23 protein-coding genes and 1 pseudogene are annotated in these 23,155 nt (G+C 71.4%); 12 read left to right on the plus strand and 12 right to left on the minus strand.

The features are described 5' to 3' along the window. Positions 1-10: 10 nt before the first annotated feature. Positions 11-1,486: a helix-turn-helix domain-containing protein gene (locus ACO03V_RS14240; protein ID WP_423138038.1), complete on the minus strand. Its 1,476-nt coding sequence runs from the start codon at positions 1,484-1,486 to the stop codon at positions 11-13. A gap of 125 nt (positions 1,487-1,611) precedes the next feature. Here ACO03V_RS14240 and aceB point away from each other — a divergent pair, with 125 nt between their 5' ends. The 7 genes from aceB (at position 1,612) to ACO03V_RS14275 (ending at position 9,333) form a co-directional block, all read left to right on the plus strand. Beyond that, a complete protein-coding gene (gene aceB / locus ACO03V_RS14245; protein ID WP_423138039.1) occupies positions 1,612-3,249 on the plus strand; it encodes a malate synthase A in 1,638 nt (545 codons plus the stop codon). A gap of 62 nt (positions 3,250-3,311) precedes the next feature. Next, complete coding sequence (locus ACO03V_RS14250; protein ID WP_423138040.1) at positions 3,312-4,907, plus strand: isocitrate lyase; 1,596 nt, start codon at positions 3,312-3,314, stop codon at positions 4,905-4,907. A gap of 120 nt (positions 4,908-5,027) precedes the next feature. Continuing rightward, positions 5,028-5,696 carry a bifunctional 4-hydroxy-2-oxoglutarate aldolase/2-dehydro-3-deoxy-phosphogluconate aldolase gene (locus ACO03V_RS14255; RefSeq protein WP_367733523.1) on the plus strand — a complete coding sequence of 223 codons (669 nt, stop codon included), beginning with the start codon at positions 5,028-5,030 and terminating at the stop codon, positions 5,694-5,696. Position 5,697: 1 nt separating this feature from the next. Beyond that, on the plus strand, positions 5,698-7,056 hold the full coding sequence (locus ACO03V_RS14260) for an MFS transporter (RefSeq protein WP_423138041.1): 1,359 nt from the start codon (positions 5,698-5,700) through the stop codon (positions 7,054-7,056). Continuing rightward, on the plus strand, positions 7,053-7,721 hold the full coding sequence (locus ACO03V_RS14265) for an AAA family ATPase (RefSeq protein ID WP_423138042.1): 669 nt from the start codon (positions 7,053-7,055) through the stop codon (positions 7,719-7,721). The genes ACO03V_RS14260 and ACO03V_RS14265 overlap by 4 nt, the downstream gene beginning before the upstream one ends. Before the next feature lie 54 nt (positions 7,722-7,775). Then, positions 7,776-8,108: a YciI family protein gene (locus ACO03V_RS14270; protein WP_423138043.1), complete on the plus strand. Its 333-nt coding sequence runs from the start codon at positions 7,776-7,778 to the stop codon at positions 8,106-8,108. Positions 8,109-8,133: 25 nt separating this feature from the next. After that, entirely contained in the window at positions 8,134-9,333 is a 1,200-nt protein-coding gene (locus ACO03V_RS14275) for a pyridoxal phosphate-dependent aminotransferase (protein WP_423138044.1), read from the plus strand. A gap of 217 nt (positions 9,334-9,550) precedes the next feature. Here ACO03V_RS14275 and ACO03V_RS14280 read toward each other — a convergent pair whose 3' ends face one another. From ACO03V_RS14280 to ACO03V_RS14300, 5 genes are all read right to left on the minus strand, one after another. Further along, positions 9,551-10,687 carry a UDP-N-acetylmuramate dehydrogenase gene (locus ACO03V_RS14280; RefSeq protein WP_423138045.1) on the minus strand — a complete coding sequence of 379 codons (1,137 nt, stop codon included), beginning with the start codon at positions 10,685-10,687 and terminating at the stop codon, positions 9,551-9,553. Positions 10,688-10,691: 4 nt separating this feature from the next. Then, positions 10,692-11,096, minus strand: a complete 405-nt coding sequence (locus ACO03V_RS14285) for a MaoC/PaaZ C-terminal domain-containing protein (protein WP_367733517.1) — start codon at positions 11,094-11,096, stop codon at positions 10,692-10,694. Beyond that, positions 11,093-11,542 (minus strand): FAS1-like dehydratase domain-containing protein, encoded by a 450-nt coding sequence (locus ACO03V_RS14290; protein ID WP_367733516.1) that lies wholly within the window; start codon positions 11,540-11,542, stop codon positions 11,093-11,095. The genes ACO03V_RS14285 and ACO03V_RS14290 overlap by 4 nt, the downstream gene beginning before the upstream one ends. A gap of 187 nt (positions 11,543-11,729) precedes the next feature. Continuing rightward, entirely contained in the window at positions 11,730-12,527 is a 798-nt protein-coding gene (locus ACO03V_RS14295; RefSeq protein ID WP_367733515.1) for a sulfite exporter TauE/SafE family protein, read from the minus strand. Further along, complete coding sequence (locus ACO03V_RS14300; RefSeq protein ID WP_423138046.1) at positions 12,524-13,255, minus strand: DUF2510 domain-containing protein; 732 nt, start codon at positions 13,253-13,255, stop codon at positions 12,524-12,526. Before ACO03V_RS14300 ends, ACO03V_RS14295 begins: the two co-directional genes overlap by 4 nt. A gap of 372 nt (positions 13,256-13,627) precedes the next feature. Here ACO03V_RS14300 and ACO03V_RS14305 point away from each other — a divergent pair, with 372 nt between their 5' ends. Next, positions 13,628-14,263, plus strand: coding sequence for an NADPH-dependent F420 reductase (locus ACO03V_RS14305; protein ID WP_423138047.1), 636 nt, complete (start codon positions 13,628-13,630; stop codon positions 14,261-14,263). Positions 14,264-14,370: 107 nt separating this feature from the next. On the opposite strand, the gene ACO03V_RS14310 is transcribed toward ACO03V_RS14305, so the two are convergent. Together ACO03V_RS14310 and ACO03V_RS14315 are read right to left on the minus strand one after the other, a co-directional pair. After that, positions 14,371-15,531: a cystathionine gamma-synthase gene (locus tag ACO03V_RS14310; protein WP_423138048.1), complete on the minus strand. Its 1,161-nt coding sequence runs from the start codon at positions 15,529-15,531 to the stop codon at positions 14,371-14,373. Positions 15,532-15,557: 26 nt separating this feature from the next. Beyond that, positions 15,558-16,640 (minus strand): annotated as a pseudogene (locus ACO03V_RS14315) (pyridoxal-phosphate dependent enzyme); the annotation flags it as partial. 279 nt (positions 16,641-16,919) lie between these two features. Here ACO03V_RS14315 and ACO03V_RS14320 point away from each other — a divergent pair. The 3 genes from ACO03V_RS14320 to ACO03V_RS14330 all read left to right on the plus strand — a co-directional run bounded on the left by ACO03V_RS14320 (position 16,920) and on the right by ACO03V_RS14330 (position 19,659). Continuing rightward, positions 16,920-17,867: a MetQ/NlpA family ABC transporter substrate-binding protein gene (locus ACO03V_RS14320; protein ID WP_367733488.1), complete on the plus strand. Its 948-nt coding sequence runs from the start codon at positions 16,920-16,922 to the stop codon at positions 17,865-17,867. A gap of 83 nt (positions 17,868-17,950) precedes the next feature. Continuing rightward, the gene (locus ACO03V_RS14325; RefSeq protein WP_367733486.1) at positions 17,951-18,973 is read left to right on the plus strand and encodes a methionine ABC transporter ATP-binding protein; all 1,023 of its coding nucleotides are present in this window, start codon (positions 17,951-17,953) and stop codon (positions 18,971-18,973) included. Beyond that, positions 18,970-19,659, plus strand: coding sequence for a methionine ABC transporter permease (locus tag ACO03V_RS14330; RefSeq protein ID WP_387052453.1), 690 nt, complete (start codon positions 18,970-18,972; stop codon positions 19,657-19,659). The genes ACO03V_RS14325 and ACO03V_RS14330 overlap by 4 nt, the downstream gene beginning before the upstream one ends. A gap of 19 nt (positions 19,660-19,678) precedes the next feature. Here ACO03V_RS14330 and ACO03V_RS14335 read toward each other — a convergent pair whose 3' ends face one another. From ACO03V_RS14335 to ACO03V_RS14350, 4 genes are all read right to left on the minus strand, one after another. After that, positions 19,679-20,527, minus strand: coding sequence for an SDR family oxidoreductase (locus ACO03V_RS14335; protein ID WP_423138049.1), 849 nt, complete (start codon positions 20,525-20,527; stop codon positions 19,679-19,681). A gap of 61 nt (positions 20,528-20,588) precedes the next feature. After that, entirely contained in the window at positions 20,589-20,912 is a 324-nt protein-coding gene (locus tag ACO03V_RS14340) for a hypothetical protein (RefSeq protein ID WP_367733420.1), read from the minus strand. Next, positions 20,909-21,490 carry an Asp23/Gls24 family envelope stress response protein gene (locus tag ACO03V_RS14345; RefSeq protein WP_367733418.1) on the minus strand — a complete coding sequence of 194 codons (582 nt, stop codon included), beginning with the start codon at positions 21,488-21,490 and terminating at the stop codon, positions 20,909-20,911. Before ACO03V_RS14345 ends, ACO03V_RS14340 begins: the two co-directional genes overlap by 4 nt. A 4-nt stretch (positions 21,491-21,494) precedes the next feature. Further along, positions 21,495-22,037 (minus strand): RNA polymerase sigma factor, encoded by a 543-nt coding sequence (locus tag ACO03V_RS14350; RefSeq protein WP_367733416.1) that lies wholly within the window; start codon positions 22,035-22,037, stop codon positions 21,495-21,497. 232 nt (positions 22,038-22,269) lie between these two features. Here ACO03V_RS14350 and ACO03V_RS14355 point away from each other — a divergent pair, with 232 nt between their 5' ends. Continuing rightward, positions 22,270-23,112 carry an NAD-dependent epimerase/dehydratase family protein gene (locus tag ACO03V_RS14355; RefSeq protein WP_423138050.1) on the plus strand — a complete coding sequence of 281 codons (843 nt, stop codon included), beginning with the start codon at positions 22,270-22,272 and terminating at the stop codon, positions 23,110-23,112. Positions 23,113-23,155 lie beyond the last annotated feature (43 nt).

Genomic DNA, 23,155 nt, shown 5'->3' on the forward strand with positions numbered 1-23,155 from the left:
ACGCGGCCGGTCAGGACGGGGCGTGGCCCTCGAGGAACTCGTACATCTCGGTCGTGTCCACCCCGGGGAACGCCCCGGTCGGAAGGGTCGCGAGAAGGGTCCGCGGGGTACGCACGTTGGGCCACGCCGCGCCCCGCCACGCGGCCTCGAGCTCGACGGGCGCCCGGCGGCAGCAGGTCTCGACGGCATGCCGCGACACCCCTCGGTTCGTCGTGTCGCGGCCGCGGAACCACTTCGTGTCGTCGAAGCGCACGCCCACGCTCACGGAGTGCGCGCCCTCGCTGGACTGCTCCACGCGGGCCGTGCACCAATACGTCCCGTTCCCGGTGTCGGTGTACTGGTAGTACGGGTTGAAGCGGTCGTCGACGTCGAACACCACGCGGCTCGTCCACCGCCGGCAGCACATCTGCCCCTCGATGGACCCGAGCCGGTCGGTCGGGAAGTTCACGTCGTCGTTCTCGTAGGCCTTCGTGATGGTGCCCGACTCGTGCACCTTGAGGAAGTGCACCGGGATGCCGAGATGCACGGTGGCCAGGTTGGTGAACCGGTGGGCCGCGGTCTCGTACGACACCGAGTACGCGTCGCGGAGGTCTTCGATGCTGATCGCCCGCCGTTCCTTCGCCTCGCGCAGCGCCGTCACGACGTCGCCCTCCGGCATCAGCAGCGCCCCGGTGAGGTAGTTCGTCTCCACGCGCTGCCGGAGGAACTCGTCGTAGCTCGTCGGCTCGCCGTGGCCGAGGAGGCGGCTGGACAGCGCCTGCAGCACCGCCGTCCGCGGGTCGCCCTTGGCCACCCCGGTCGACAGGTAGAGCCGGCCGTTCTTCACGTCCGCGATGCTGCGCGTCGACGAGGGCAGGTCGGGCACGTAGTGCAGCGAGAACCCGAGATGGGCGGCGATGTCGCTCGCCGCGCGCTGCGTCAGCGGACCCCCGGGGTGGTCGACGGCGGAGAGGACACGGGATGCCTCGGCCTCCAGCTCCGGGAAGTGATTGTCCTGCGTGCGCATGAGCCGCCGCAGCGCCACGTTCGCCCGTCGCGCCTCCTCGGGCGTCGCCGAGCGCTCCTCGCGCAGCCGCTCGATCTCCCCTTGGAGGGCGAGCATCGCCGCCAGCACCTCGTCGGGCACCGACCGGCCGACGCGGAACGGCGCGATGCCGAGGGCTTGAAATGTTTGACCGCGCATCGCGCGCTCGACGGACACCTCGAGCGCGGTGCGCGGGTCCAGCGGCTCCGCATCCAGGAGCGCGTCGAGCTTGCACTCGAGGGCGCGCGCGATCGTCTGCAGCAGCGTGAGCTTCGCCTCGCGGTGGCCGTTCTCGATCATCGACAGCTGACTCGGGGCGCGGCCGACGGCCTGCGCGAGGTCGTCGAGCGTCATCCCGCGCGCGGTGCGCAGCTGTCGGATGCGGCGGCCGATGGTGAGGGTGTCCACCTCCTCATCGTCGATCGGGAGGGACGTCGAGGGAGCAGGTGCGCGCGTCGCCATACGGCACGATCTCACAGATGCAGAAGATCGGTCCATCTTCTCCGCACGAACCTCGTCAGCAGGCGGGAGTGTTCGCCCACAGTTGTGGTCATGAGCCCCGCACACCCTTCCGAGAGGACGACCTCATGACCCTCATCACCGCTCCCCCGCTCACGACGACCCCGGCGTCCGCTCCGCACCTCCGCGTCGAGCGGCCGCTCGAGGGACAGGACGGAAGGATCCTCAGCCCGGCCGCGCTCGCCTTCCTCACCGAGCTGCACGACCGTTTCGCCCGCCGCCGGCACGACCGTCTCGCCGCCCGCGAGCGCCGTCGCTTCGAGATCGGCACGGGCGACGACCCGCACTTCCGCGCCGAGACGGCGTACATCCGCGACGACCCGTCGTGGCGGGTGGCGGGAGCCGGCCCGGGCCTGGAGGACCGCCGCGTCGAGATCACCGGACCGACCGACCCCAAGATGACCATCAACGCGCTGAACTCCGGTGCCCGCGTGTGGCTGGCCGACCAGGAGGATGCCACCTCCCCGACGTGGCGCAACGTGATCGGCGGTCAGCAGTCGCTGTTCGACGCCATCCGCGGTCAGCTCACCTACACGAACGCCGACGGCAAGGAGTACCGCGTCACCGCGGAGCGGACCCCGACGATCGTGATGCGCCCGCGCGGCTGGCACCTGCCCGAGAAGCACATGACGTTCATCGATCGGGCCGGCCGCGAGCTGGCGGCATCCGGTTCCCTCGTCGACTACGGGCTGTACGTGTTCCACAACGCCGACGCGCTGATCGCGGCCGGCCGCGGGCCCTACTTCTACCTGGCGAAGATCGAGTCGGCGGAGGAGGCGCGCCTGTGGGACGACGTGTTCTCGTTCACCGAGGAGCGACTCGGGCTGTCGCACGGCACGATCCGCGCCACGGTGCTGATCGAGACGCTGCCGGCCGCGTTCGAGATGGAGGAGATCCTCTTCGCCCTGCGCGACCACTGCGCGGGTCTGAACGCCGGCCGCTGGGACTACATCTTCTCGATCATCAAGACCTACCGCGGCCGCGGGGCGCGCTTCGTCCTGCCCGACCGCAGCGAGGTGACGATGACGGTGCCGTTCATGCGGGCCTACACCGAGCTGCTCGTGCAGACCTGCCACAAGCGGGGCGCGTACGCCATCGGCGGGATGAGCGCCTTCATCCCGAACCGCCGTCGCCCCGACGTGACGGAGGCGGCGTTCCAGAAGGTCGCCGCGGACAAGCGGCGCGAGGCCGGCGACGGCTTCGACGGCACCTGGGTGGCCCACCCCGACCTCATCCCGGTGGCCCGGGCGGAGTTCGACGCGGTGCTCGGCGACGAGCCGAACCAGCTCGGACGCACGCGGGACGAGGTCGCCGTCGACGCCGCCGACCTGCTCGACCTGCGCATCGGTCTGCCCGTCACCGCGGCCGGGGTGCGCGGCAACGTCTCGGTGGCGATCCGCTACCTCGAGGCGTGGCTCCGGGGCCTCGGCGCCGTCGCCATCGACGACCTCATGGAGGACGCCGCCACCGCCGAGATCTCGCGCTCGCAGATCTGGCAGTGGATCCACCAGGATCGCGAGACCGCGGAGGGCGACGCCATCACCCGTGCCTACGTCGAGAGCATCGTCGCGGAGGTGCTGGCGGAGGTGCCGCGCACCGACGGCGACCGCTTCGACGACGCCGCCGAGATCTTCCGCGAGGTGGCCCTGCGGCCCGAGTTCCCGGCCTTCCTGACGCTGCCGGCCTACGCGAAGCACCTCGACTGACCCGCGGGTCGGACCCGCCCCCTCCCTCTTCCGACATCACCACCCCACGCAAGGACGCGAACATGACGCAGTACACGGACACCATCGACGCCGTCACGGCGCTCACGCAGCAGCATGGATCGAGCTGGAGCGCCATCGATCCCGAGAACGTCGCGCGGATGCGGGCGCAGAACCGCTTCCGCACGGGTCTGGAGATCGCCCAGTACACCGCGGACATCATGCGGCGCGACATGAGCGAGTACGACGCCGACTCCTCGGTCTTCACCCAGTCCCTCGGGGTCTGGCACGGATTCATCGGGCAGCAGAAGCTCATCTCCATCAAGAAGCACCTCAAGAGCACGAGCAAGCGCTACCTGTACCTGTCCGGCTGGATGGTCGCGGCGCTGCGGTCCGAGTTCGGGCCGCTGCCCGACCAGTCCATGCACGAGAAGACCGCGGTGCCGGCCCTCATCGAGGAGCTGTACACCTTCCTCCGCCAGGCCGACGCCCGAGAGCTGGACCTGCTCTTCACGCAGCTCGACCAGGCCCGGGCGGTGGGCGACGACACGGCGGAGGAGTTCATCCGCTCGCGGATCGACACCTTCGAGACCCATGTCGTGCCGATCATCGCCGACATCGACGCCGGGTTCGGCAACCCCGAGGCGACCTACCTGCTGGCCAAGAAGATGATCGAGGCCGGCGCGTGCGCCATCCAGATCGAGAACCAGGTCTCCGACGAGAAGCAGTGCGGCCATCAGGACGGCAAGGTCACGGTGCCGCACGAGGACTTCATCGCCAAGCTGAACGCCGTCCGCTACGCGTTCCTCGAGCTCGGGATCGACAACGGGATCATCGTCGCCCGGACGGACTCCCTCGGCGCCGGACTCACGCAGAAGCTCGCCGTCTCGTCCGCCCCCGGCGACCTGGGCGACCAGTACAACGCGTTCCTCGATGTCGAGGAGGTCTCACCGTCGTCGCTCGGCGACGGCGACGTCGTCATCCGCCGCGAGGGACGACTGCTCCGTCCCCGGCGCCTGGCCAGCAACCTCTACCAGTTCCGTCCGGGCTCGGGCGAGGACCGTGTCGTCCTCGACTGCATCACCGCACTGCAGCACGGAGCGGATCTGCTGTGGATCGAGACGGAGAAGCCGCACGTCGAGCAGATCGCCGGGATGGTCGATCGCATCCGCGCAGTGGTCCCGGACGCCAAGCTCGTCTACAACAACAGCCCGTCGTTCAACTGGACGCTGAACTTCCGCCAGCAGGCCTACGACCAGCTCGTCCACGAGGGCGCGGACGTCTCCGCGTACGACCGCGCGAACCTGATGAGCGCCGAGTACGACGACACCGCGCTGGCCCGCCTCGCGGACGAGAAGATCCGCACGTTCCAGAAGGACGGCTCCGCGCGCGCCGGCATCTTCCACCACCTCATCACGCTGCCGACGTACCACACGGCCGCGTTGTCCACCGATGACCTCTCCAAGGGCTACTTCGGCGACGAGGGCATGCTCGCGTACGTCCGGGGCGTGCAGCGTCGGGAGATCCGCGAAGGCATCGCGACGGTCAGGCACCAGAACATGGCCGGCAGCGACATCGGCGACAACCACAAGGAGTACTTCGCCGGCGACGCCGCCCTCAAGGCGGGCGGCACGGACAACACCATGAACCAGTTCGGCTGAGTCCCCGGTTCTCCGTCGCCCCCCCCTCCCCGCCCGACCGCGGGGAGGGGGTCTCGTCCGCCGGGTCGGCGGGTGAATTCGCTGTGCATGTAAACATTCGGTGTCCTAGCTTGGGCCCCGATGTTGACACATGCACAGACCCTTTCCCTCATCCACGACACCGGCGTCGTCCTGATCATCCGTCTCGACGATGCCGACAAGGCCCTGGAGGTGGCGCGCGCGGCCGTCGCCGGCGGCATCCGGGCCCTCGAGATCACGCTCTCCGTCCCCCGGGCGCTGGAGCTCGTGACCACCCTGGCGAACGAGTTCGCGGGGACGGGCGTTGCCGTCGGGGCGGGCACCGTCGTCGACGCCGGCAGCGCCGTCCGCGCGATCCACGCCGGCGCGAGCCTGCTCGTGAGCCCGCAGCTGGACCCGGCCATGATCGCGACGGGCCGACGCCACGGCGTGGTCACCATCGGCGGCGCGCTGACCCCCACGGAGATCGTGCAGACGCTCCGGGCGGGAGCCGACCTCGTCAAGCTCTTCCCCACCGAGATCGCCGGGCCCGACTATCTGCGCGCCGTCCGCGCGCCGCTGGCCTCGGCGCCGATCCTCCCCGCCGGCGGGGTCACGGTCGACACCGTCGGACGGTGGTTCGCGGCGGGAGCCGTCGCCGTGGGGGTGGGCAGTGCCGTCACGAAAGCCGGGAGCGCGGGCGATGTCACGCGCGCCGCACGCGAGATGCTCGCCGCCGTCGCCGCCGCACGCCGATCGCCGGTGACCGCTCCGCACCGCGAGGAGGCCTGACGTGACGACGACCGCCCTCCCGGACCTGACCCGCGAAGAGAGGAGAAGCGTCCGCATCCGCTGGGTGCTCGTCGGCTTCCTGCTCCTCGGCGGGATCGTGAACTATCTGGACCGGTCCGCGCTGAGCGTGGCGAACACCACGATCGCCGAGGAGTTCGGCCTCGACCCCCTCGAGATGGGGCTGCTGCTCGCCGCGTTCTCGTGGCCGTACGCCCTGGCCAACCTCCCGGCCGGGTACCTCGTCGACCGCCTCGGCCCCCGGCGGATGTTCGCCGGCGCGGCGACCGCGTGGTCGCTCGTCGCCGTGGTGACGGCGGCGGCGCAGTCATTCGGCGTCCTCTACGCCTGCCGGGTCGCTCTCGGCATCGCCGAGGCACCGTTCTTCACATCTGCCCTCGCCGTCAACCAGCGGTGGTTCCGCAGCTCCGAACGGGCCCTGCCGATCGCGCTCGTCAACACCGGCTCCCAGATCGCGAACGCCATCGCCCCACCCCTGCTGACGGTCCTCCTGCTGACGCTGAGCTGGCGGGGCATGTTCGTCGTGGTCGGGGCCACCGGGATCGTCGTCGCCCTCGTCTGGCTGCGGATCTACCGCGACCCCACGCTCGCTCAGCGGGCCGTCCTCGCGGGGCTGTCGACCGCGCCCACTACCGGCCCCGAGCCGGTCGCCGCGGCCGCCGCCGGCGCGTCCGATCCGGCGTCCGGTGCGAGCGCCGAGTCAGCGCGTGCAGGATGGACACGTCTGCTGAGGCAGCCCAACACCTGGTTCATGGTGCTCGGCGCGTTCGGCATCTTCTACACCTCATGGGTGTACCTCACGTGGCTGCCCAGCTACCTGCAGACCGCGCGCGGCTTCAGCCTCACGAACGTTGGCTGGCTGGCCGCCGTCCCGTTCCTGTGCGGCGTCGCGGGCGTCCTCGTCGGCGGCGCGGTGTCGAACCTGCTGATCCTCCGCGGTGCGCCCACGCTGACGGCCCGCCGCATCCCCATCGTGGGCGGCGCCGTGCTGGCGGCCGCGGCGGTCCTGCCGGTCGCCTTCGTGGACGACACCGCCGTCGCGATCGGTCTTCTCTCGCTTGGCTACTTCGCCGCGCAGGTGCCCGTCGGGTGCCTCTGGACCCTCGCCGCGGACATCGCCCCGCCCGCACAGGTCGCCTCCCTCGGCGCCATCCAGAACTTCGGCGGTTTTCTCGGCGCGGCGCTCGCGCCCGTGGTGACGGGAGCGATCCTCAACGCCACCGGCGGGAGCTACGCGTGGGTGTTCGTCGTGGGCGGGGTCCTGCTGCTGGTCGGCGCCGTCGCCTACGGCGTCTTCGTGCGCGACCGGTCGGCTGCGGAGTCGCCGGGAGCGGACGCGTGAGCCCGCGGCTGTACGTCGTCGTGGGCTGCGCGGGAAGCGGCAAGTCCACGGTCGCGGAAGCCATCGCCCGGACCCGACGGGCCGCCTACCTCGACAAGGACGCCGTCGCGGACGAGTTCACGACCGCCCTGCTGCGGGCGGTCGGCACCGACCCGCACGGCCGGGAGGACAACGCGTACTACCAGCAGGTCGTCATGGACGTCGAGTACGCCACCCTCCTGCGCGTCGCCTCCGGCGTCCTCGGCGTCGGCCTGGACGTCGTGCTGGACGCACCGTTCGGGAGGTACCTCTCTCAGCCCGACTTCCTGGAGCGGACCGCCTGGGAGCACGACTGGCCGAATGACCTCGCGGTCGTCGTCGTGCGCGTCACGGCCGCCGAGCGGCTGGTCCGCGAGCGCATCACCGCGCGCGGCCTCGACCGCGACGCGTGGAAGCTGGCGCACTGGGACCGGTTCTGGGCGTCGGCGCAGGCGGTCGAGTGCCGGTGGCGGGGCGCGCGTCAGGTGCTCATCGACAACGGCGACCGCCCCGTCGATCCCGTCGTCATCGAGCGGACCCTCGCCGACGCGATGGCGCGGCCGCTGTCCCTCCCCGCGGCGGCCGCCCGGGCGGATGCGGATCGTGACCGTGCCGCAGGGGTTCCGGATGTCGGAGGAGCGCCGTAGGGTTCCCGAAAGCCGACGCGAGCCCCGGCTCGCCTCACGGAGGGAGCAGCCCAGATGAAATTCCTCATGCTGGTCGTGGTCGACCCCGACAACGACGGCACCGAGGCCCCCGAGCTCTCGATCGAGCAATGGGGCGAAGAGGTGGACCGGCACGACGCGTGGCGCGAGGGCGACCGCCTGCGGCCGGTCGCCGAGGCGGTCACCATTCGTCGGCGCGGCGGCGAAGTCACGACGACGCCGGGACCGTTCGCCGACACCCGCGAATGGATCGCCGGGTTCGACGTCCTGGAGTGCGACGACATGGATGCCGCTGTCGCCCTCGCGTCGCGGCATCCCATGGCCACGCATGGGGCGATCGAGGTGCGCCCGTACTGGCCGTTGGATTGAGCCGGAGGCCGGATAGGCTTCGTGCGTGACAGACCGCGCACCGCTCTCCCGCAAGCTCTCCGCCATCGCCGAGTCCGCGACCCTCAAGGTCGATGCGAAGGCGAAGGCCCTCCAGGCCGCCGGCCGCCCGGTGATCTCGTACGCCGCCGGCGAGCCGGACTTCGCCACGCCGTCGTTCATCGTGGATGCCGCCGCCGAGGCGCTGCAAAACCCGGCCAACTACCGGTACACGCCCGCCGCCGGCCTGCCCGTGCTGCGCGAGGCGATCGTCGAGAAGACCCGCCGCGACTCGGGCCTGGAGGTCTCCCCCGCGCAGGTCATCGTGACCAACGGCGGCAAGCAGGCCGTGTACCAGGCCTTCCAGACCGTGGTGAACCCCGGCGACGAGGTGCTGCTGCCCGCCCCGTACTGGACCACGTACCCCGAGGCGATCGCGCTGGCCGACGGCATCCCCGTCGAGGTCTTCGCCGGTGCCGACCAGGACTACAAGGTGACCGTCGAGCAGCTCGAGGCGGCCCGCACCGACAAGACGACGGTGCTCGTCTTCGTCTCGCCGTCGAACCCCACCGGCGCGGTCTACACGCCGGAGGAGACCGCCGAGATCGGCCGCTGGGCGCTCGCACACGGCATCTGGGTCATCACCGACGAGATCTACCAGAACCTCACCTACGAGGGTCTGCGTGCCGTGTCGATCGTCGAGGCGGTTCCCGAGCTCGCGGGGCAGACCATCCTCGTCAACGGCGTCGCCAAGAGCTACTCGATGACCGGGTGGCGTGTCGGCTGGATGGTGGGACCGGCGGATGCCATGAAGCTGGCGGCCAACCTGCAGTCGCACCTGTCGAGCAACGTGAACAACGTCGCCCAGCGCGCCGCCGCGGCCGCCCTCACCGGGCCGCAGGACGAGGTCGAGCAGTTCCGGCAGGCGTTCGACCGCCGCCGGCGCCTCATCGTGTCGGAGCTGTCCAAGATCGACGGCGTCGAGGTCCCGAACCCGCTCGGCGCGTTCTACGTGTACCCCGACGTCCGCGGACTGCTGAACCGCGACTGGAACGGCACGACCCCCACGACCTCGCTCGAGCTGGCCGACCTCATCCTGGAGCAGGCGGAGGTCGCCGTGGTCCCGGGCGAGGCGTTCGGCCCGAGCGGGTACCTCCGCCTCTCGTACGCGCTCGGCGACGAGCAGCTGCTCGAGGGTGTGCAGCGCCTGCAGCGCCTCTTCTCCTGAGCACCGCGGGGCCGCGCCCCCGCTGGCGGCGCGGCTCCCCCTTTGTGTGGTGTCCCACTTTGTGCAAGTCCAGGCCCCGTCGGCTTCACGAAGTGGGACATGCCTCAGCAAAGGCAGCGCACCTTCCCAGCGGTGTCCCACTTTGTGCAGGTCCAGGCCTGGCCGGCTGCACAAAGTGGGACATGCCCCACCACCGGCCGCCGCCGGGCGGAAGGGGCTAGAGCTCGACGTCGATCAGGACGGGCTCGGGCTGCAGGAGGAGCCCGAACTCCGCGTGCACACGCCGCTGGACGAACCGCGCGAGCTGCGCGATCTCCGCGGCCGACGCCTCGCCGCGGTTCGTCAGGGCGAGGGTGTGCTTCGTCGACAGTCCGGCCCGTGAGCCGGGCAGACGGAAACCGCGCGACAGCCCGGCGTGCTCGATGAGCCACGCCGCGCTCACCTTCACCTCGCGACGCTCGACCGGGGGCGGCGGCAGCACGCCGTCGAACGCCGCGAGCGGGATGACCCGGATCGGGTCGAGCACCGGCGACATCGGCCAGCGCGGGCACTCGTCCGGAAGCGTCCGCGCGAACCCCTCGGAGACGATCGCGTTCTGGAAGAACGACCCGGCGCTCCAGCTGTCGGGGTCCTCGTCGTCGAGCACCATGCCCTTGCGCGCCCGTGTGGCCAGGACGTGGTCGCGGATCCAGCGCAGCGACACGGCCTCGTCGGGGCCGAGGCCGAGCGCCGATCGCAGCTGCTCCCCCGCGAGCGGGCGTTCGGCCGCCCCGACCCGCTCGAGCTCCAGCGTCACCGACAGGATGACGGCCGGACGGTCGGGCACCGAGCCGTAGTGATGCTTGAGCACCGACGTGCGGAACCCGAGACCCAGATCGGATGCCGGGACGGTCGACACACCGCCGGTCGACTCGTCGATGAGCTCGACCTCCACCAGGGTCTGCACGATCTCCTGGCCGTAGGCGCCGACGTTCTGCACGGGCGCCGCGCCGACGGTGCCGGGGATGCCCGACATCGCCTCGATGCCGGCGTAGCCGCGCACGACCGTCTCGGCGACCAGGGCGTCCCAGTCGTGACCGGCCTGCACGCGGAGACGGACCGTCTCGGGTTGGGAGCCGGGCAGCTCTTCGATGCCGGTGCTGCGCACGCGGATCACGGTGCCGTCGAACTCGTCGTCGCCGGCGAAGAGGTTGGAGCCGCCGCCGAGCACGAGCCAGCGGTCGCCGTCGGCCCACACGTCGCGCAGCGCGGCGACGAGCTCGTCGGACGTGGACGCCTCGACCATCCGTGCCGGGATGCCGCCGGTGCGCAGCGTCGTCAGCTGGGACAGGGGGACGGGGGGAACCTCAAGCATGACGTCAGGACAGCCGCACGCGCACCTGCGCCTTGCCGAGCACGGTCGTGCCGGCGAAGGTGACGGTGAGGTCGATGCGGGCGGTCTCGTCGTCGACGGCACCGACCTTGGCGCTGACGTGGAGCTCCGCCCCGGTCTCGGGGTCGACGACGACGGGACGGGTGAAGCGCACGCCGTACTCGAGGATGCGTCCTGTGTCGCCGAGCGCCTCGGCGAGGGTGCCGACGGCGACGCCCATGGTGAGCATGCCGTGCGCGAGCACGCCGGGCAGTCCCACGGCCGCCGCGACGTCGTCGCGGTAGTGGATCGGGTTGAAGTCCCCCGACGCCCCGGCGTAGCGCACGAGCGCCTCGCGGGTCAGGTGGACCGAGCGCTCGGCGATGACGTCGCCGACGACGAAGCCGCTCATGCGTCGGCCTCCCCGGCCAGCAGGACGCTCGTCGTGGTGACGACGTGGGCGCCGGCGGCATCCACGATCTCCGCCTCGCTCGTGATCATCGTCCCGCCTCCCATGCTCCGGATGCCGGTGACGGACAGCGTCGCCACCAGCTCGTCACCCGCGACGATGGGGCGCGAGTAACGAAAGCGCTGCTCCGCGTGGACGAGGCGGGAGAGCACGATCCCCGAGTCGGGGTCGCCGAGGAGCTGCTGGAGGGTGAGGTCCTGCACCACCATGGCGAACGTCGGCGGTGCGACGACGTCGGCGTAGCCGAGGGCGCGAGCGGCCTCGGGGTCGGAGTGCTGCGGGGCTTCGGCGAAGACGGCGCGGGCGAACTCGCGCACCTTCTCGCGGCCGACCAGATACGGCGCGGTCGGCGCGAAGGCGCGGCCGACCAGTTCGGGATTCACGGGCACCCCGCAAGTCTACCGGCGGGGCCGGAACGCCCCGCCGACCCCCGCCGGGCGCACCGGGGACAGGCAACGGCTCCGCGACAGGAGGATCCGCGCCGGAACTGCCTGTTCCGGACGTTCCGCCTGTCCCGGGCACGACGCGACGGCGCCGACCCCACCCCCGCAGAGCGGGGCCGCCGCCGCGCGGGGGTCAGCGCTGGTGCCGCCCGCGCACCGCCTTGATCGCCATCTGCGTGGCGATGAACAGCAGGAAGGCCGCGAAGAGGATGTTGGCCACGAACGGGTCGAGCAGGTGCGCGAGGAACGCACCCAGGGCCGTCGTCGTACACGCCGCCAGTCCGACGCAGAGCGCGGCGGGGAGGTCGACGTTCGACCGGCGGAGGTTGCCGACGGTGCCCGAGATCGCGGTCGGGATCATCATGAGCAGCGACGTGCCCTTGGCGATGAGGTCGCTCGTTCCGAAGAGGAGGACCAGCGCGGGCACGACGATGATGCCGCCGCCCACCCCGAGGAGTCCCGCCAGGATGCCGGTGATCACGCCGAGCACGGCGAGGCCGGGGCCGGTGAGCCAGGTCAGCGGGAGCTCCGCGTCCCGCGAGGGGATGACGAAGAAGAGGCTCACCATGACGGCGAGGAGGAAGGCGACGAACGACCAGCGGAGCGCGGTCTGCGACAGCTTCGGCAGCAGCCACGTGCCGATCTGCGCGCCGATGACGGCTCCCGCGGCGAGGATAAGCGCCGGGATCCACGCCACGTCGCCGCCGACGGCGTACGAGATGACGCCGACCGAGGCGGTCGGCACGATCGCCGCGAGGGAGGTGCCCGCCGCGCGACGCTGATCGAAGCCGAGCAGCAGCACGAGCAGGGGCACGATGACGGTGCCGCCGCCCACGCCGAACAGACCGGACAGCAGGCCCGCCAGCAGGCCGACGCCGATGCAGAGAAGGAAGAAGCGCACCGGGCGCCGGGTGGTGGTGTCAGGGCTCACGGGGTCTGAGCGTCCTCCGGGTAGTAGAAGTCGTTGATGAGCCACTGCTCACCCACCGGGACGACGACGTACTCGTACTCGAGGAGGAAGGGCTCCGGCTCCGCCAGGGCTTCTCCCTCCACACCGACGAGGTTCAGGTAGGACTCCTCGGTGCGTACGGCGACGGTGCCGTCATCCCGCCGCGTCACGGTTGTGACGGACTGCTCGTAATTCTGCACCGTCTCGCCGAAGATCTCGGCATCCTGAACGAAGACCGCGCAGTCCGCGTACCCGAGGCTCTCGCGGAGCTCGGCGGTCGTGGACGCCTCGAACCGCGCGCAGTCCGCGTCGCCCCAGGCCGCGTCGTACCCCTCGACGGCCGCGACGGCGGCCCGCTCCTGCTCGCTGGCCCGGACGGCGTCCGACACAAGGGTCACCACGACCGCGACCACGACGCCGACGAGCAGCCCCACGACGACGAGGACCGTCCAGAGGATCCACCGCGGACGCTGGGGCCGGACCGGGGATGCCGCGGGGGCGGTGCGCTCGGCGACGGCGACGCCCGCGGACGTGGAGCCGTACGCGGACCCGGAGGCGGAGCCGGGCAGGGAGGCGGCGGCATCCGGAGTCCCGGGACCCGCCTCGGGAACGTCGGACGGCGTGTGGACGTGGCCGGTCCAGCCCTGCCCGTCCCACCAGCGCAGATCGCCGCGCTCGTCGACGTACCAGCCGGGGGATCTCTCGTCCATGGGCACCTCGTTCCGCTCGCGCGGCGGCGCCGCATGCTCACCCTAGCGAGATGACCGCCATCCCCCATCGGGGATTGCTCCCGTCCGCCGGCTCCCGGTTATCGGGGCGGGAAAGAAAGCGGCCCCCGGTGGTCCGAAGCCGCGTCCACCGGGGGCCGTCGCCCTCACAGGTCAAGCGGAACGGTGACCCGAACACCGGTCTGCGACCATGATCGCGAGGGTGCGACAGAAGGAAGGTAACCCGGTCGATGGACCAGGTCCGACCGGTTGACACCGATACTTCGGAGTGCTAGTTATTTTCCTCGCTGATTTTTCACGCGGTGCCCGCTTCCCCGGGAATGCCGACGCGACCGCGGGGCGTTGCAGGGAGGCATGACGACTGTAGGAATCATCGGAGCAGGAAACATCGGTCAGGCCCTCGCGCGGGGCTTCGTGGACCACGGCTACGACGTCGTGATCGCGAACTCGCGCGGACCCGAGACCCTCGCGGATCTCGTCGGCGAACTGGGTGAGCACGCCCGGGCGGCGACGGCTCAGGATGCCGCCGAGGCCGGCGACATCGTCGTCGTGACGGTTCCGTTGAAGGCGTACACCGAGATCCCCGCGGCGCCGCTGGCGGGCAAGACGGTGCTGGACACGAACAACTACTACTGGGAGCGCGACGGTCGCATCGCCGCACTCGACGAGAAGCGGACGACCACGTCGCAGCTGCTGCAGGAGCACCTTCCCGAGTCGACCGTGGTCAAGGCGTTCAACCACATCCCCGCCGCGGACATCCTCACCGACGGCTCGCCCGCCGGCACCCCGGGCCGTCGCGCGCTGGCGACCTCGAGCGACAGCGACGAGGCCGTCGCCCTCGTCACCCGCATCTACGACGAGTTCGGCTTCGACACCGTCAACGTCGGACCCCTCGCGGAGAGCTGGCGCGTCGAGCGCGACCAGCCCGCCTACGTCGTGCGTCAGAACCGCGACGAGCTCGAGCAGAACCTGGCCCGCGCGGAGCGCTGAGCCCGGCTCCCCGCCGAGGAACGCTCTCTGCACCGAGACACGCCGGCACCCGGCGTTCCTCGGCGCAGGGAGCGTTTCTCACGGCGGGGTCGAGGCACGGCGCCCGCTCAGAGCGCGGCGAGAGCCTGGTCGACGTCGGCGACGAGGTCGTCCACCGACTCGATGCCGACCGACAGGCGCACGATCGTCTCGGGGACGGCGAGCTCCGTTCCGCGCACGGAGGCGTGGGTCATGGCATCCGGGTAGTTCACCAGCGACTCCACGCCGCCCAACGACTCGGCGAGGGTGAACAGGCGGGTCGACTCGGCGAAGCGGCGCGCGGCGGTGCCGTCGGCCAGCTCGAGCGAGACGATGCCGCCGAAGGCGCTCATCTGCCGCGCGGCCAGCTCGTGTCCCGGGTGCGACGCAAGACCCGGGTAGTACACCTTCGCGACCCGGTCGTGCGCGTCCAGGTGCGCGGCGAGCGCCTGCGCGTTCTCGCTGTGACGCTGCATGCGGATGCCGAGGGTCTTGATCCCGCGGGTGGTGAGGTAGGCGTCGAACGGGCCGGACACCGCACCGGCGGCGAACTGCAGGAACTGCGTCTTCTCCGCCAGCTCGGCGTCGGCGAAGGCCAGCGCGCCGCCCACGACGTCGGAGTGACCACCGAGGTACTTCGTCGCGGAGTGCACGACGACGTCGGCGCCGAACGACAGTGGACGCTGCAGCGCGGGCGACGCGAACGTGTTGTCGACGACGACGATCGCCCCGGCCTCGTGCCCGAGGCGGGCGAGGCCGGCGATGTCGGTGACGCGGAGCATCGGGTTGCTGGGGGTCTCCACCCAGACCATGCGGGGAGCACGCTCGCGGATGGCGGCGGCGACGGCATCCAGATCGCTCATGTCCACGACGCGGAGACCGACGCCCCAGGGGGCGAGCACGCGGGCGAGCAGGCGGTAGGTGCCGCCGTAGACGTCGTTGCCGAGCAGCACCTCGTCGCCCGGGACGAGCGCAGCGCGCAGCAGCGCGTCCTCGGCCGCGAGCCCGGACGAGAACGACAGCGCGCGGGCGCCTCCCTCGAGGGCGGCGATCTGCGTCTCGAGGGCGGTGCGCGTGGGGTTGCCGCTGCGGCCGTACTCGTAACCGCCGCGGAGGCCGCCGATGCCGTCCTGCGCGTACGTCGTGGAGACGTGGATGGGCGGGATGACGGCGCCGGTGGTCTCGTCGAAGGCCTGACCGGCGTGGACGGCGAGGCTGTCGAAGCCGCGCGCGGCGTCGTGGGTGCTCATGCGGAGTGCTCCTCGGGGGTGGCGGTCGAGACGGAGGGGGCGGTCGGGACGGAGGGGGCGGTCGGGACGGAGGCGGCGGTCGCGTCTAAGGCGGCGGTCTCGTCGGAGGCGGCGGTCGCGTCGGCGTCGGAGGGGAGGAGGGATGCCACCGGCTCGACGTCGTAGCCGTGGTCGCGCATCCAGCGGTCGTCGAAGATCTTGCTGAGGTAGCCGCGGCCGTGGTCCGGGAGGACCACGACGACGACCGCGTCGGCGGGCAGGTCGCGTGCGACCCGCAGCGCTCCCACGACGGCCATGCCGCTGGAGCCGCCGACGAGCAGGCCCTCCTCGCGGGCGAGGCGGCGGGTCATCGCGAACGACTCCGCGTCGGACACGCGCTCGTACGCGTCGACGACCGTGGGGTCGAAGGCGGGCGGGTAGAAGTCCTCGCCGACACCCTCGACGTCGTAGCCGTGGATGTCGCCGCCGGAGTAGATCGAGCCGACCGGGTCGACGCCGACGATCCGCACCGCCGCGCCGGCGACCTCGCGGAGGTAGCGGCCGGTGCCGCTGATGGTGCCGCCCGTGCCGACGCCGGCGACGAAGTGGGTGAGCGTCCCGTCGGTGTCGCGCCAGATCTCCGGACCGGTGGTCTCGTAGTGGCTGCGCGGCCCGTTGGGGTTGGCGTACTGATTCGGCTTGTACGCGCCGGGGATCTCGCGCACGAGGCGGTCGGAGACGCTGTAGTAGGACTCCGGGTCCTCGGGCTCGACGTTCGTGGGCGTGACGACGACCTCGGCGCCGTAGGCGCGCAGGACCGCGCGTTTGTCCTCGGCGACCTTGTCGGGCACGACGAAGACGCAGCGATACCCGCGCTGCTGCGCGACGAGCGCGAGACCGACGCCGGTGTTGCCGCTCGTCGGCTCGACGATGACGCCGCCGGGCTGCAGCAGGCCGTCGCGTTCCGCGGCGTCGACGATGTTGGCCGCGATGCGGTCCTTCGCCGAGCCGCCCGGGTTGACGTACTCGATCTTGGCGAGGACGGTGGCGGCGATGCCGTCCGTCACGCGGTTCAGACGGACGAGGGGGGTGCCGCCGACGAGGTCGACGACGCTCTGGGCGTAGCGCACGATGCAGTCCTGAGGGTGTGGGGCGCCGGAGGCGCAGGGGCTGAAGGGGTCGTCGAGAAGGAGAGCGGGAGCTCTCAGCGACAACAGCGACAGGTCAGCACGCGGACAGCCTACCGGACCGGGAGGGGGCACGGGCGAGAGACCGCCGTCATCCGTCCCCGTCATGCGTCGTCACACGGAAGGTCATGCTTCGTCACGCGAATTGGGTGCGGCGGCATCCCTGTCTAACGTGCTCGGGTGCCCCTGCACCGGGGCGCAGCACCAAGGAGACACACCACCATGAGTGACAGCACGAACGGCTCCACCGGGCCGACCCTCCCCTCGAAGCCCCGCCGCCGGGGCGGCCTCTACGCGATCATCGCCGTGGTCGCCGTGGCCGTCGTCGTCGCCGGCGCCCTGCTGATCCCCCGCCTGATCGGCGGCTCCGACACCGCCGCGGGCGGCGATCGCACGACCGTCCGGCTCGGCACCACCGACGCCGCGCAGGGCCACTGGCCCGTGCTGCAGGAGATCCTCGCCGAGGAGGGGATCGACCTCGAGATCGTGCCGTTCGACTCCTACGAGACGCCGAACCCGGCGCTGGCCGACGGGTCCATCGACCTGAACGCCTTCCAGCACATCGACTACCTCTCCGACCACAACGTCGCCACGGGCGACGGCCTCAGCGTCGTCGGTCCGACGATCATCGTCCCGCTGCCGATCTACTCGGAGCAGTACACCGACGTCGCGGACATCCCCGAGGGTGGCCGCATCGCGATCCCGCAGGACGCCACCAACCAGGCCCGCGCCCTCAAGGTGCTGGAGTCGGCCGGTCTGCTGGAGCTGAACGACGCGACCACGCCCACGCCCGCCGACATCACGTCCGCCCGCGTCGAGGTGGAGCCGGTGGACGCCTCGCTCACCGCGCCGTCGCTCCAGGACCCCTCGATCGCCGGGGCGATCGTCAACAACAACTTCGCCACCGACGCCGGCATCCTCGACAAGGCGATCTTCTCGGTCGACCCGTCGGACGCGAACAGCTGGCCGTACATCAACATCATCGCCGCCCGCGCCGGCGAGGAGGACGACGAGGCGTACCAGAAGGTCTGGGAGGCCTACCACGACCCCCGCGTGACCGAGATCGTCGTCGAGGAGTCGGGCGAGACCGCCCGCATCGTCGAGGAGCAGCCCGCGCAGGTGCGCGAGTGGCTCGCCGAGATCGAGAAGCAGAAGGAGGACGCGGCCTGAACCGCATCCGTCCCGCCGCCGGCGGGGCGACCGGTTGCGGCCGGACGCCCCGCCGGCGTCTCACGTTCTGACGAGGAGCCCCTGTGGACCCCATCATCCGCCTCTCCGGCGTGACCAAGACCTTCGAGGCGAACGGCGGAACCGTGTCCGCCCTCGACGGCATCGACCTCGAGATCGCCGCGGGCGAGATCTTCGCCGTCATCGGCCAGTCCGGTGCCGGCAAGAGCACGCTCGTCCGCCTCATCAACGGCCTCGAGCGGGTGACGACCGGAACGGTCGTCGTCGACGGCGTCGACATCTCGACGCTCCCCGAACGCCGTCTGCGCGAGGTGCGCCGGCGCACGGGCATGATCTTCCAGCAGTTCAACCTGTTCTCGTCGCGCACCGTCGCCGGGAACGTCATGTACCCGCTCAAGGTCGCGGGATGGAGCAAGGCGGACCGCGAGAAGCGCGCCGCCGAGCTGCTCGACTTCGTGGGCCTGCTCGACCGGGCCCACGCCTACCCCGACCAGCTGTCGGGCGGCCAGAAGCAGCGCGTCGGCATCGCCCGCGCGCTGGCGACCTCTCCCCCGATCCTGCTCGCGGACGAGTCGACCAGCGCGCTGGACCCCTCGACGACCGCCGACGTCCTCGCGCTGCTGAAGCGCGTGAACCGCGAGCTCGGCGTCACCGTCGTCGTCATCACGCACGAGATGGACGTCGTGCGCGCGATCGCCGATCGGGTGGCCGTGCTCAGCGCCGGACGCGTTGTCGAGTCGGGCACGGCGTTCGACGTGTTCGCCGAGCCGTCGTCCGATACCGGGCGCGCCTTCGTCTCGACGGCGCTGCACGATCGGCCGAGCGACGACGAGCTGGCGCGTCTGCGCACCGCGCACCCGGGCCGCATCGTCATCGCGGACGTCGTGGACGGCGCCGGCATCGGCGGCATCCTGTCCGGCGCGGCGGCCCGCGGCGTGAGCTTCGAGCTGCTCTACGGCGGGATCAGCTCGCTCCAGCAGCGCTCGTTCGGCTCGCTCACGATCGAACTGACCGGACCGGACGAGGGAGTGGATGCCGTGATCTCCGAGCTCCGTACCGTCACCCGCACCGAGGAGGTGGCCCGATGACCGCGTTCCTGGCGCAGATCGCGACCCAGTGGGACGGGGACCGCTACGGCCCCATCCTGCTCGAGGCGATCGGGCAAACGCTCACGATGGTGCTGCTGACCATGGTGTTCGGCGGCATCGGCGGGCTCGTGCTCGGGCTGGCGCTCTACGTCACGCGCGGCGGCGGCGTGCTGCCCAACCGGGCGGTGAACGTGGTGCTGAACCTGCTCGTGAACGTGTTCCGCCCGATCCCGTTCATCGTGCTGATCCTCGCCCTCTCCCCCGTCACCGCGGCGGTCGTGGGCACGTCGATCGGCACGACGGCGGCGATCGTCCCGCTGTCGATCGCGGTGACGTTCGGCTTCTCCCGCATCGTCGAACAGAACCTCGTCACCATCAGCCCGGGCGTGATCGAGGCGGCCCGTGCGGCCGGCGCCGGTCCGTGGCGCATCATCGCCACGCTCCTCGTGCCGGAGGCGCTGGGACCCCTCATCCTCGGCTACACGTTCGTCGTCGTCGCGATCGTCGACATGACGGCCGTAGCGGGCGCGGTCGGCGCCGGCGGTCTCGGGTCGTTCGCGCTGACGTACGGCTTCCGCCGGTGGGACTTCGTGACGATGTGGGTCGCCATCGCGATCATCATCGTGCTGGTGCAGCTGGCGCAATTCCTCGGCAACCGTCTGGCGCGTCGCTTCCTGCGCCGCTGAGCCCCGACAGGGCGGCGACTCAGGACACGGCGCCGAGGAACTCCTCGAAGCTCTGCGGCGGGCGCCCGGTCACGGCCTCCACGTCGCCGGACACCCCCGCGAGTTCGCCGCTGGCGATGGCGGTGTAGGTGCTGACCCACGCGTCCAGCTGCCACCGGGGCGCGCCGTACCGGGCCCGCGAGGCGTAGGCCTCCTCGACGGTCTCGTCGACGAAGCGCACTCTCGTGCCGCGGACGAGGGAGATCCGGTCGGCGACCTCGGCGAGGGTCAGCGCCTCCGGGCCGGTGAGGTCGTACACGCGCCCGCGGTGCGGGGCGGGGTCGAGCAGCACGGACACGGCGGTCGCGGCGACGTCGGCGCGCGAGACCAGCGAGCAGCGTCCGTCGCCCGCCGGGCCGCGGATCGCCCCGTCGTCGCCGGCGAAGAGCTCCATCATGTCCATGTAGAAGTTGTCGCGCAGCAGGGTGGCATCCATCCCCGAGGCGCGGAGCGCCTCCTCCGTCGCCGCGTGATCGCGTCCGAGGGTGAAGACCGCGTCGGGCGCCGCGGCGAGGAAGGACGTGTAGACGACGTGGCGCACCCCGGCCGTCGCTGCCGCGTCGATGAAGGTGCGGTGGTGCTCGACGCGATCGGCGCTCTCGGACGCCGAGACCATGAAGAGCGTCTCCACCCCGTCGAGGGCGCGGAGGGCGGCATCCCGGTCCGAATACCCGGCGACGTGCACGTCGCCGCCGTCGAGGCGCGGGGCACGGGAGGCGTCACGGACGAGGAGACGCTGAGGGATGCCGCGGGCGGCGAGGTCGCGGGCGACGCGGCCTCCCACGGCTCCGGTGGAGCCGGTCACGGCGATGGCGGGTCGAGTCGACATGCGTCCTCCGAAAAAAGGGGCCTTCCTCCAGCGTAGAGCGCACGTCCGGCGCCGGCACCGCTCAGGCCGACGGGGCCACCAGTCGGGCGACGCGGACGCGCACGTGCGTCGCGACGCCGTCCGGCTCGACGCCGCGGACGGCCGAGGCGACGGCGGACGCGACGCTCGCGCTGTCGGTCTGGCCGGACACCCCGATGCACACCGTCACGTCGCGCGCGTCCGCGGACTCGCGCACGTGGGCGAGCGCGGTGGCGCCGGGGGCGATCACCCGTTCCACCGCGCGTGCCGCCGCGGCCCGTGCGGAGTAGCTCTCGCACACACCGTCGACGGCGGCCACGGCGCCATCGATGCGGGGGGCCAGCTCCGTGCTCGACGTGTGATTCATCGCTCCTCCTCCTCGTCCAGGTGGACATCGCCCACCGTGACGTCGATGGTCCCGACGCGCAGGTCGCCCTGCCGTTCGACGGCTGTGCGGACGTCCTCGCGCAGCTGGTCGACCGCGTCCGCGATGCGGCGGCCGAAGCGCACGCTCATCGCGATCCGGATCGACAGCGGTCCGCCCGCCTCGGGGTGGTCCAGCCGCACGCGGCTGATGAGCACCCCGGGGATCTCGTCGCCGACACAGCGGATGAGCTCGTAGAGCGCGCCCTCGGTGACGACGATCTCCGTCCCGTCGTCGGTGCGCGCGAGGGGGATGTCGCGCCCGGCCCGGAACTCGCGCATGACCTCGCGCATGATGTCGTCGTACCAGGAGTCCGCCAGCGGCTCCGCGGCCTGCTCGGCCACCAGCTCCCGTGACAGTCGTCCCATCCGCTCCATGGATGCCAGGACAGCCTGGCACTCCGCATCGCGCTCGATGGCCGCGATCCGCGGAGTCCGATTCCGGTCGAGGTAGGCCGACAGGTCCTCGAGGGTGTACCCCGAGCCCCCGATGGTCTCCGTCGTCTCGTCGTGAGCCGTCACCGGGTCACCTCCACTCCTGCATGCGTTCGAGCACGGTCTTCCGTGCCCGGGCGAGGCGGCCACGGACCGTGGCCGGCGTCGCACCGACCTCCTCGGCGATCTCCTCGTAGCTGTGGCCGCCGATCTCGCGCAGCACCCAGACGACGCGGAGGTCCTCGGGGAGCTCGGCGAGCACGCGCTTGAGCGCGTCCATCTGCGACGATGCCACAGTCGCCCGCTCGGGATCGCCCTCGGCGGCGACCATCTCCTCGTCGATCTGCTCCGAGATCTTGCGCGACCGGAGGCGGTCGGTCGCCTTGCGCGACACGATCGTGGTCAGCCAGCTGCGGACCTTCTCGGGCTCGGCCAGGTCGGGCAGACGGCGCCAGGCGGTGATGAGCGCCTCCTGGACGCAGTCGTCGGCGTCCGCGCGGGAGCCGGTCAGCTTCGTGGCGAACGCCACGAGGAACGGCGCGTGACGTCGGACCAGCACGCCGAACGCGAGCTGGTCGCCGTCCGCGGCGCGCGACGCGAGCAGCGCGTCCGTCGCCGAAGCCAGCGTGCTCATCTTTCTTCTCTTCCCCCGTCTGGACCGCGACGTTTCGCGAACCAAATGCCCTGGATAGCGAAACATCCCCGAGTGACACACCCTGAGCGCTTGACGCGCCGGTGAGTTCGTGGCAATGCGTCCGGAGACAGCAGGACGAGGGATGCCGCCCCGAGCTGCTCCGGTCCGGCCCGGCCCCGTCTCGTTACCGGTAACGTCGACGCAGACGACCCTCGGACCAAGGACGGACCCCATGCGCATCGCTCTCACCGGCTCGTCCGGCAAACTCGGCACCGTCGTCGCGCGGGAGCTTCGTGCCGCCGGCCACGACGTCATCGGCCTCGACATCGTCGGGCAGCGCGGACCCGGCTTCGTGCAGGTCGACCTCTCGGACTACGGCCAGGTCATCGACGCCCTCGCCGGAGTGAACGACCAGCACGACGGCGTCGACGCGCTCGTGCACCTCGGCGCCATCCCCGCCCCGGGCCTGCGCTCGGACGTGGCGACCTTCCACAACAACATGGTCAGCACGTTCAATGTGTTCTGGGCCGCCGTGCGCCTCGGCATCCACCGGATCGTCTACGCGTCCAGCGAGACGGTGCTCGGCCTGCCGTTCGACGTGCCGCCGCCGTACATCCCGGTCGACGAGGAGTACGCGGCCCGGCCGGAGTCGGTGTACTCCCTGGTCAAGCACCTCGAGGAGCAGCTGGCGATCGAGCTCGTCCGGTGGCATCCCGAGATCTCCATCACCGCGCTGCGGTTCTCGAACGTCATGGTGCCCGAGGACTACGCGGAGTTCCCCTTCGACGAGGACGCGACGACGCGCAAGTGGAACCTCTGGGGTTACATCGACGCCCGCGACGGCGCCCAGGCCGTCCAGCGCGCGCTCGAGAACGCCCCCGCCGGGTTCGACCGCTTCATCATCGCCGCGGCCGACACCGTGATGACCCGCAGCAACGACGAGCTCGTCGCGGAGGTGTTCCCCGGCGTCCCGACGACGGGCGACCTGGGGACGAACGACACGCTCCTCTCAATCGACAAGGCGCGTCGCCTGCTCGGGTACGACCCGCAGCATTCCTGGCGCGACCACCGCTGACCGCGCCTGCGCCCCCGCGATCGCCCCGGCCCCGGCGCGCCGT

It is taken from the genome of Microbacterium sp. HMH0099 (assembly GCF_049384025.1).
Taxonomy (GTDB): domain Bacteria; phylum Actinomycetota; class Actinomycetes; order Actinomycetales; family Microbacteriaceae; genus Microbacterium.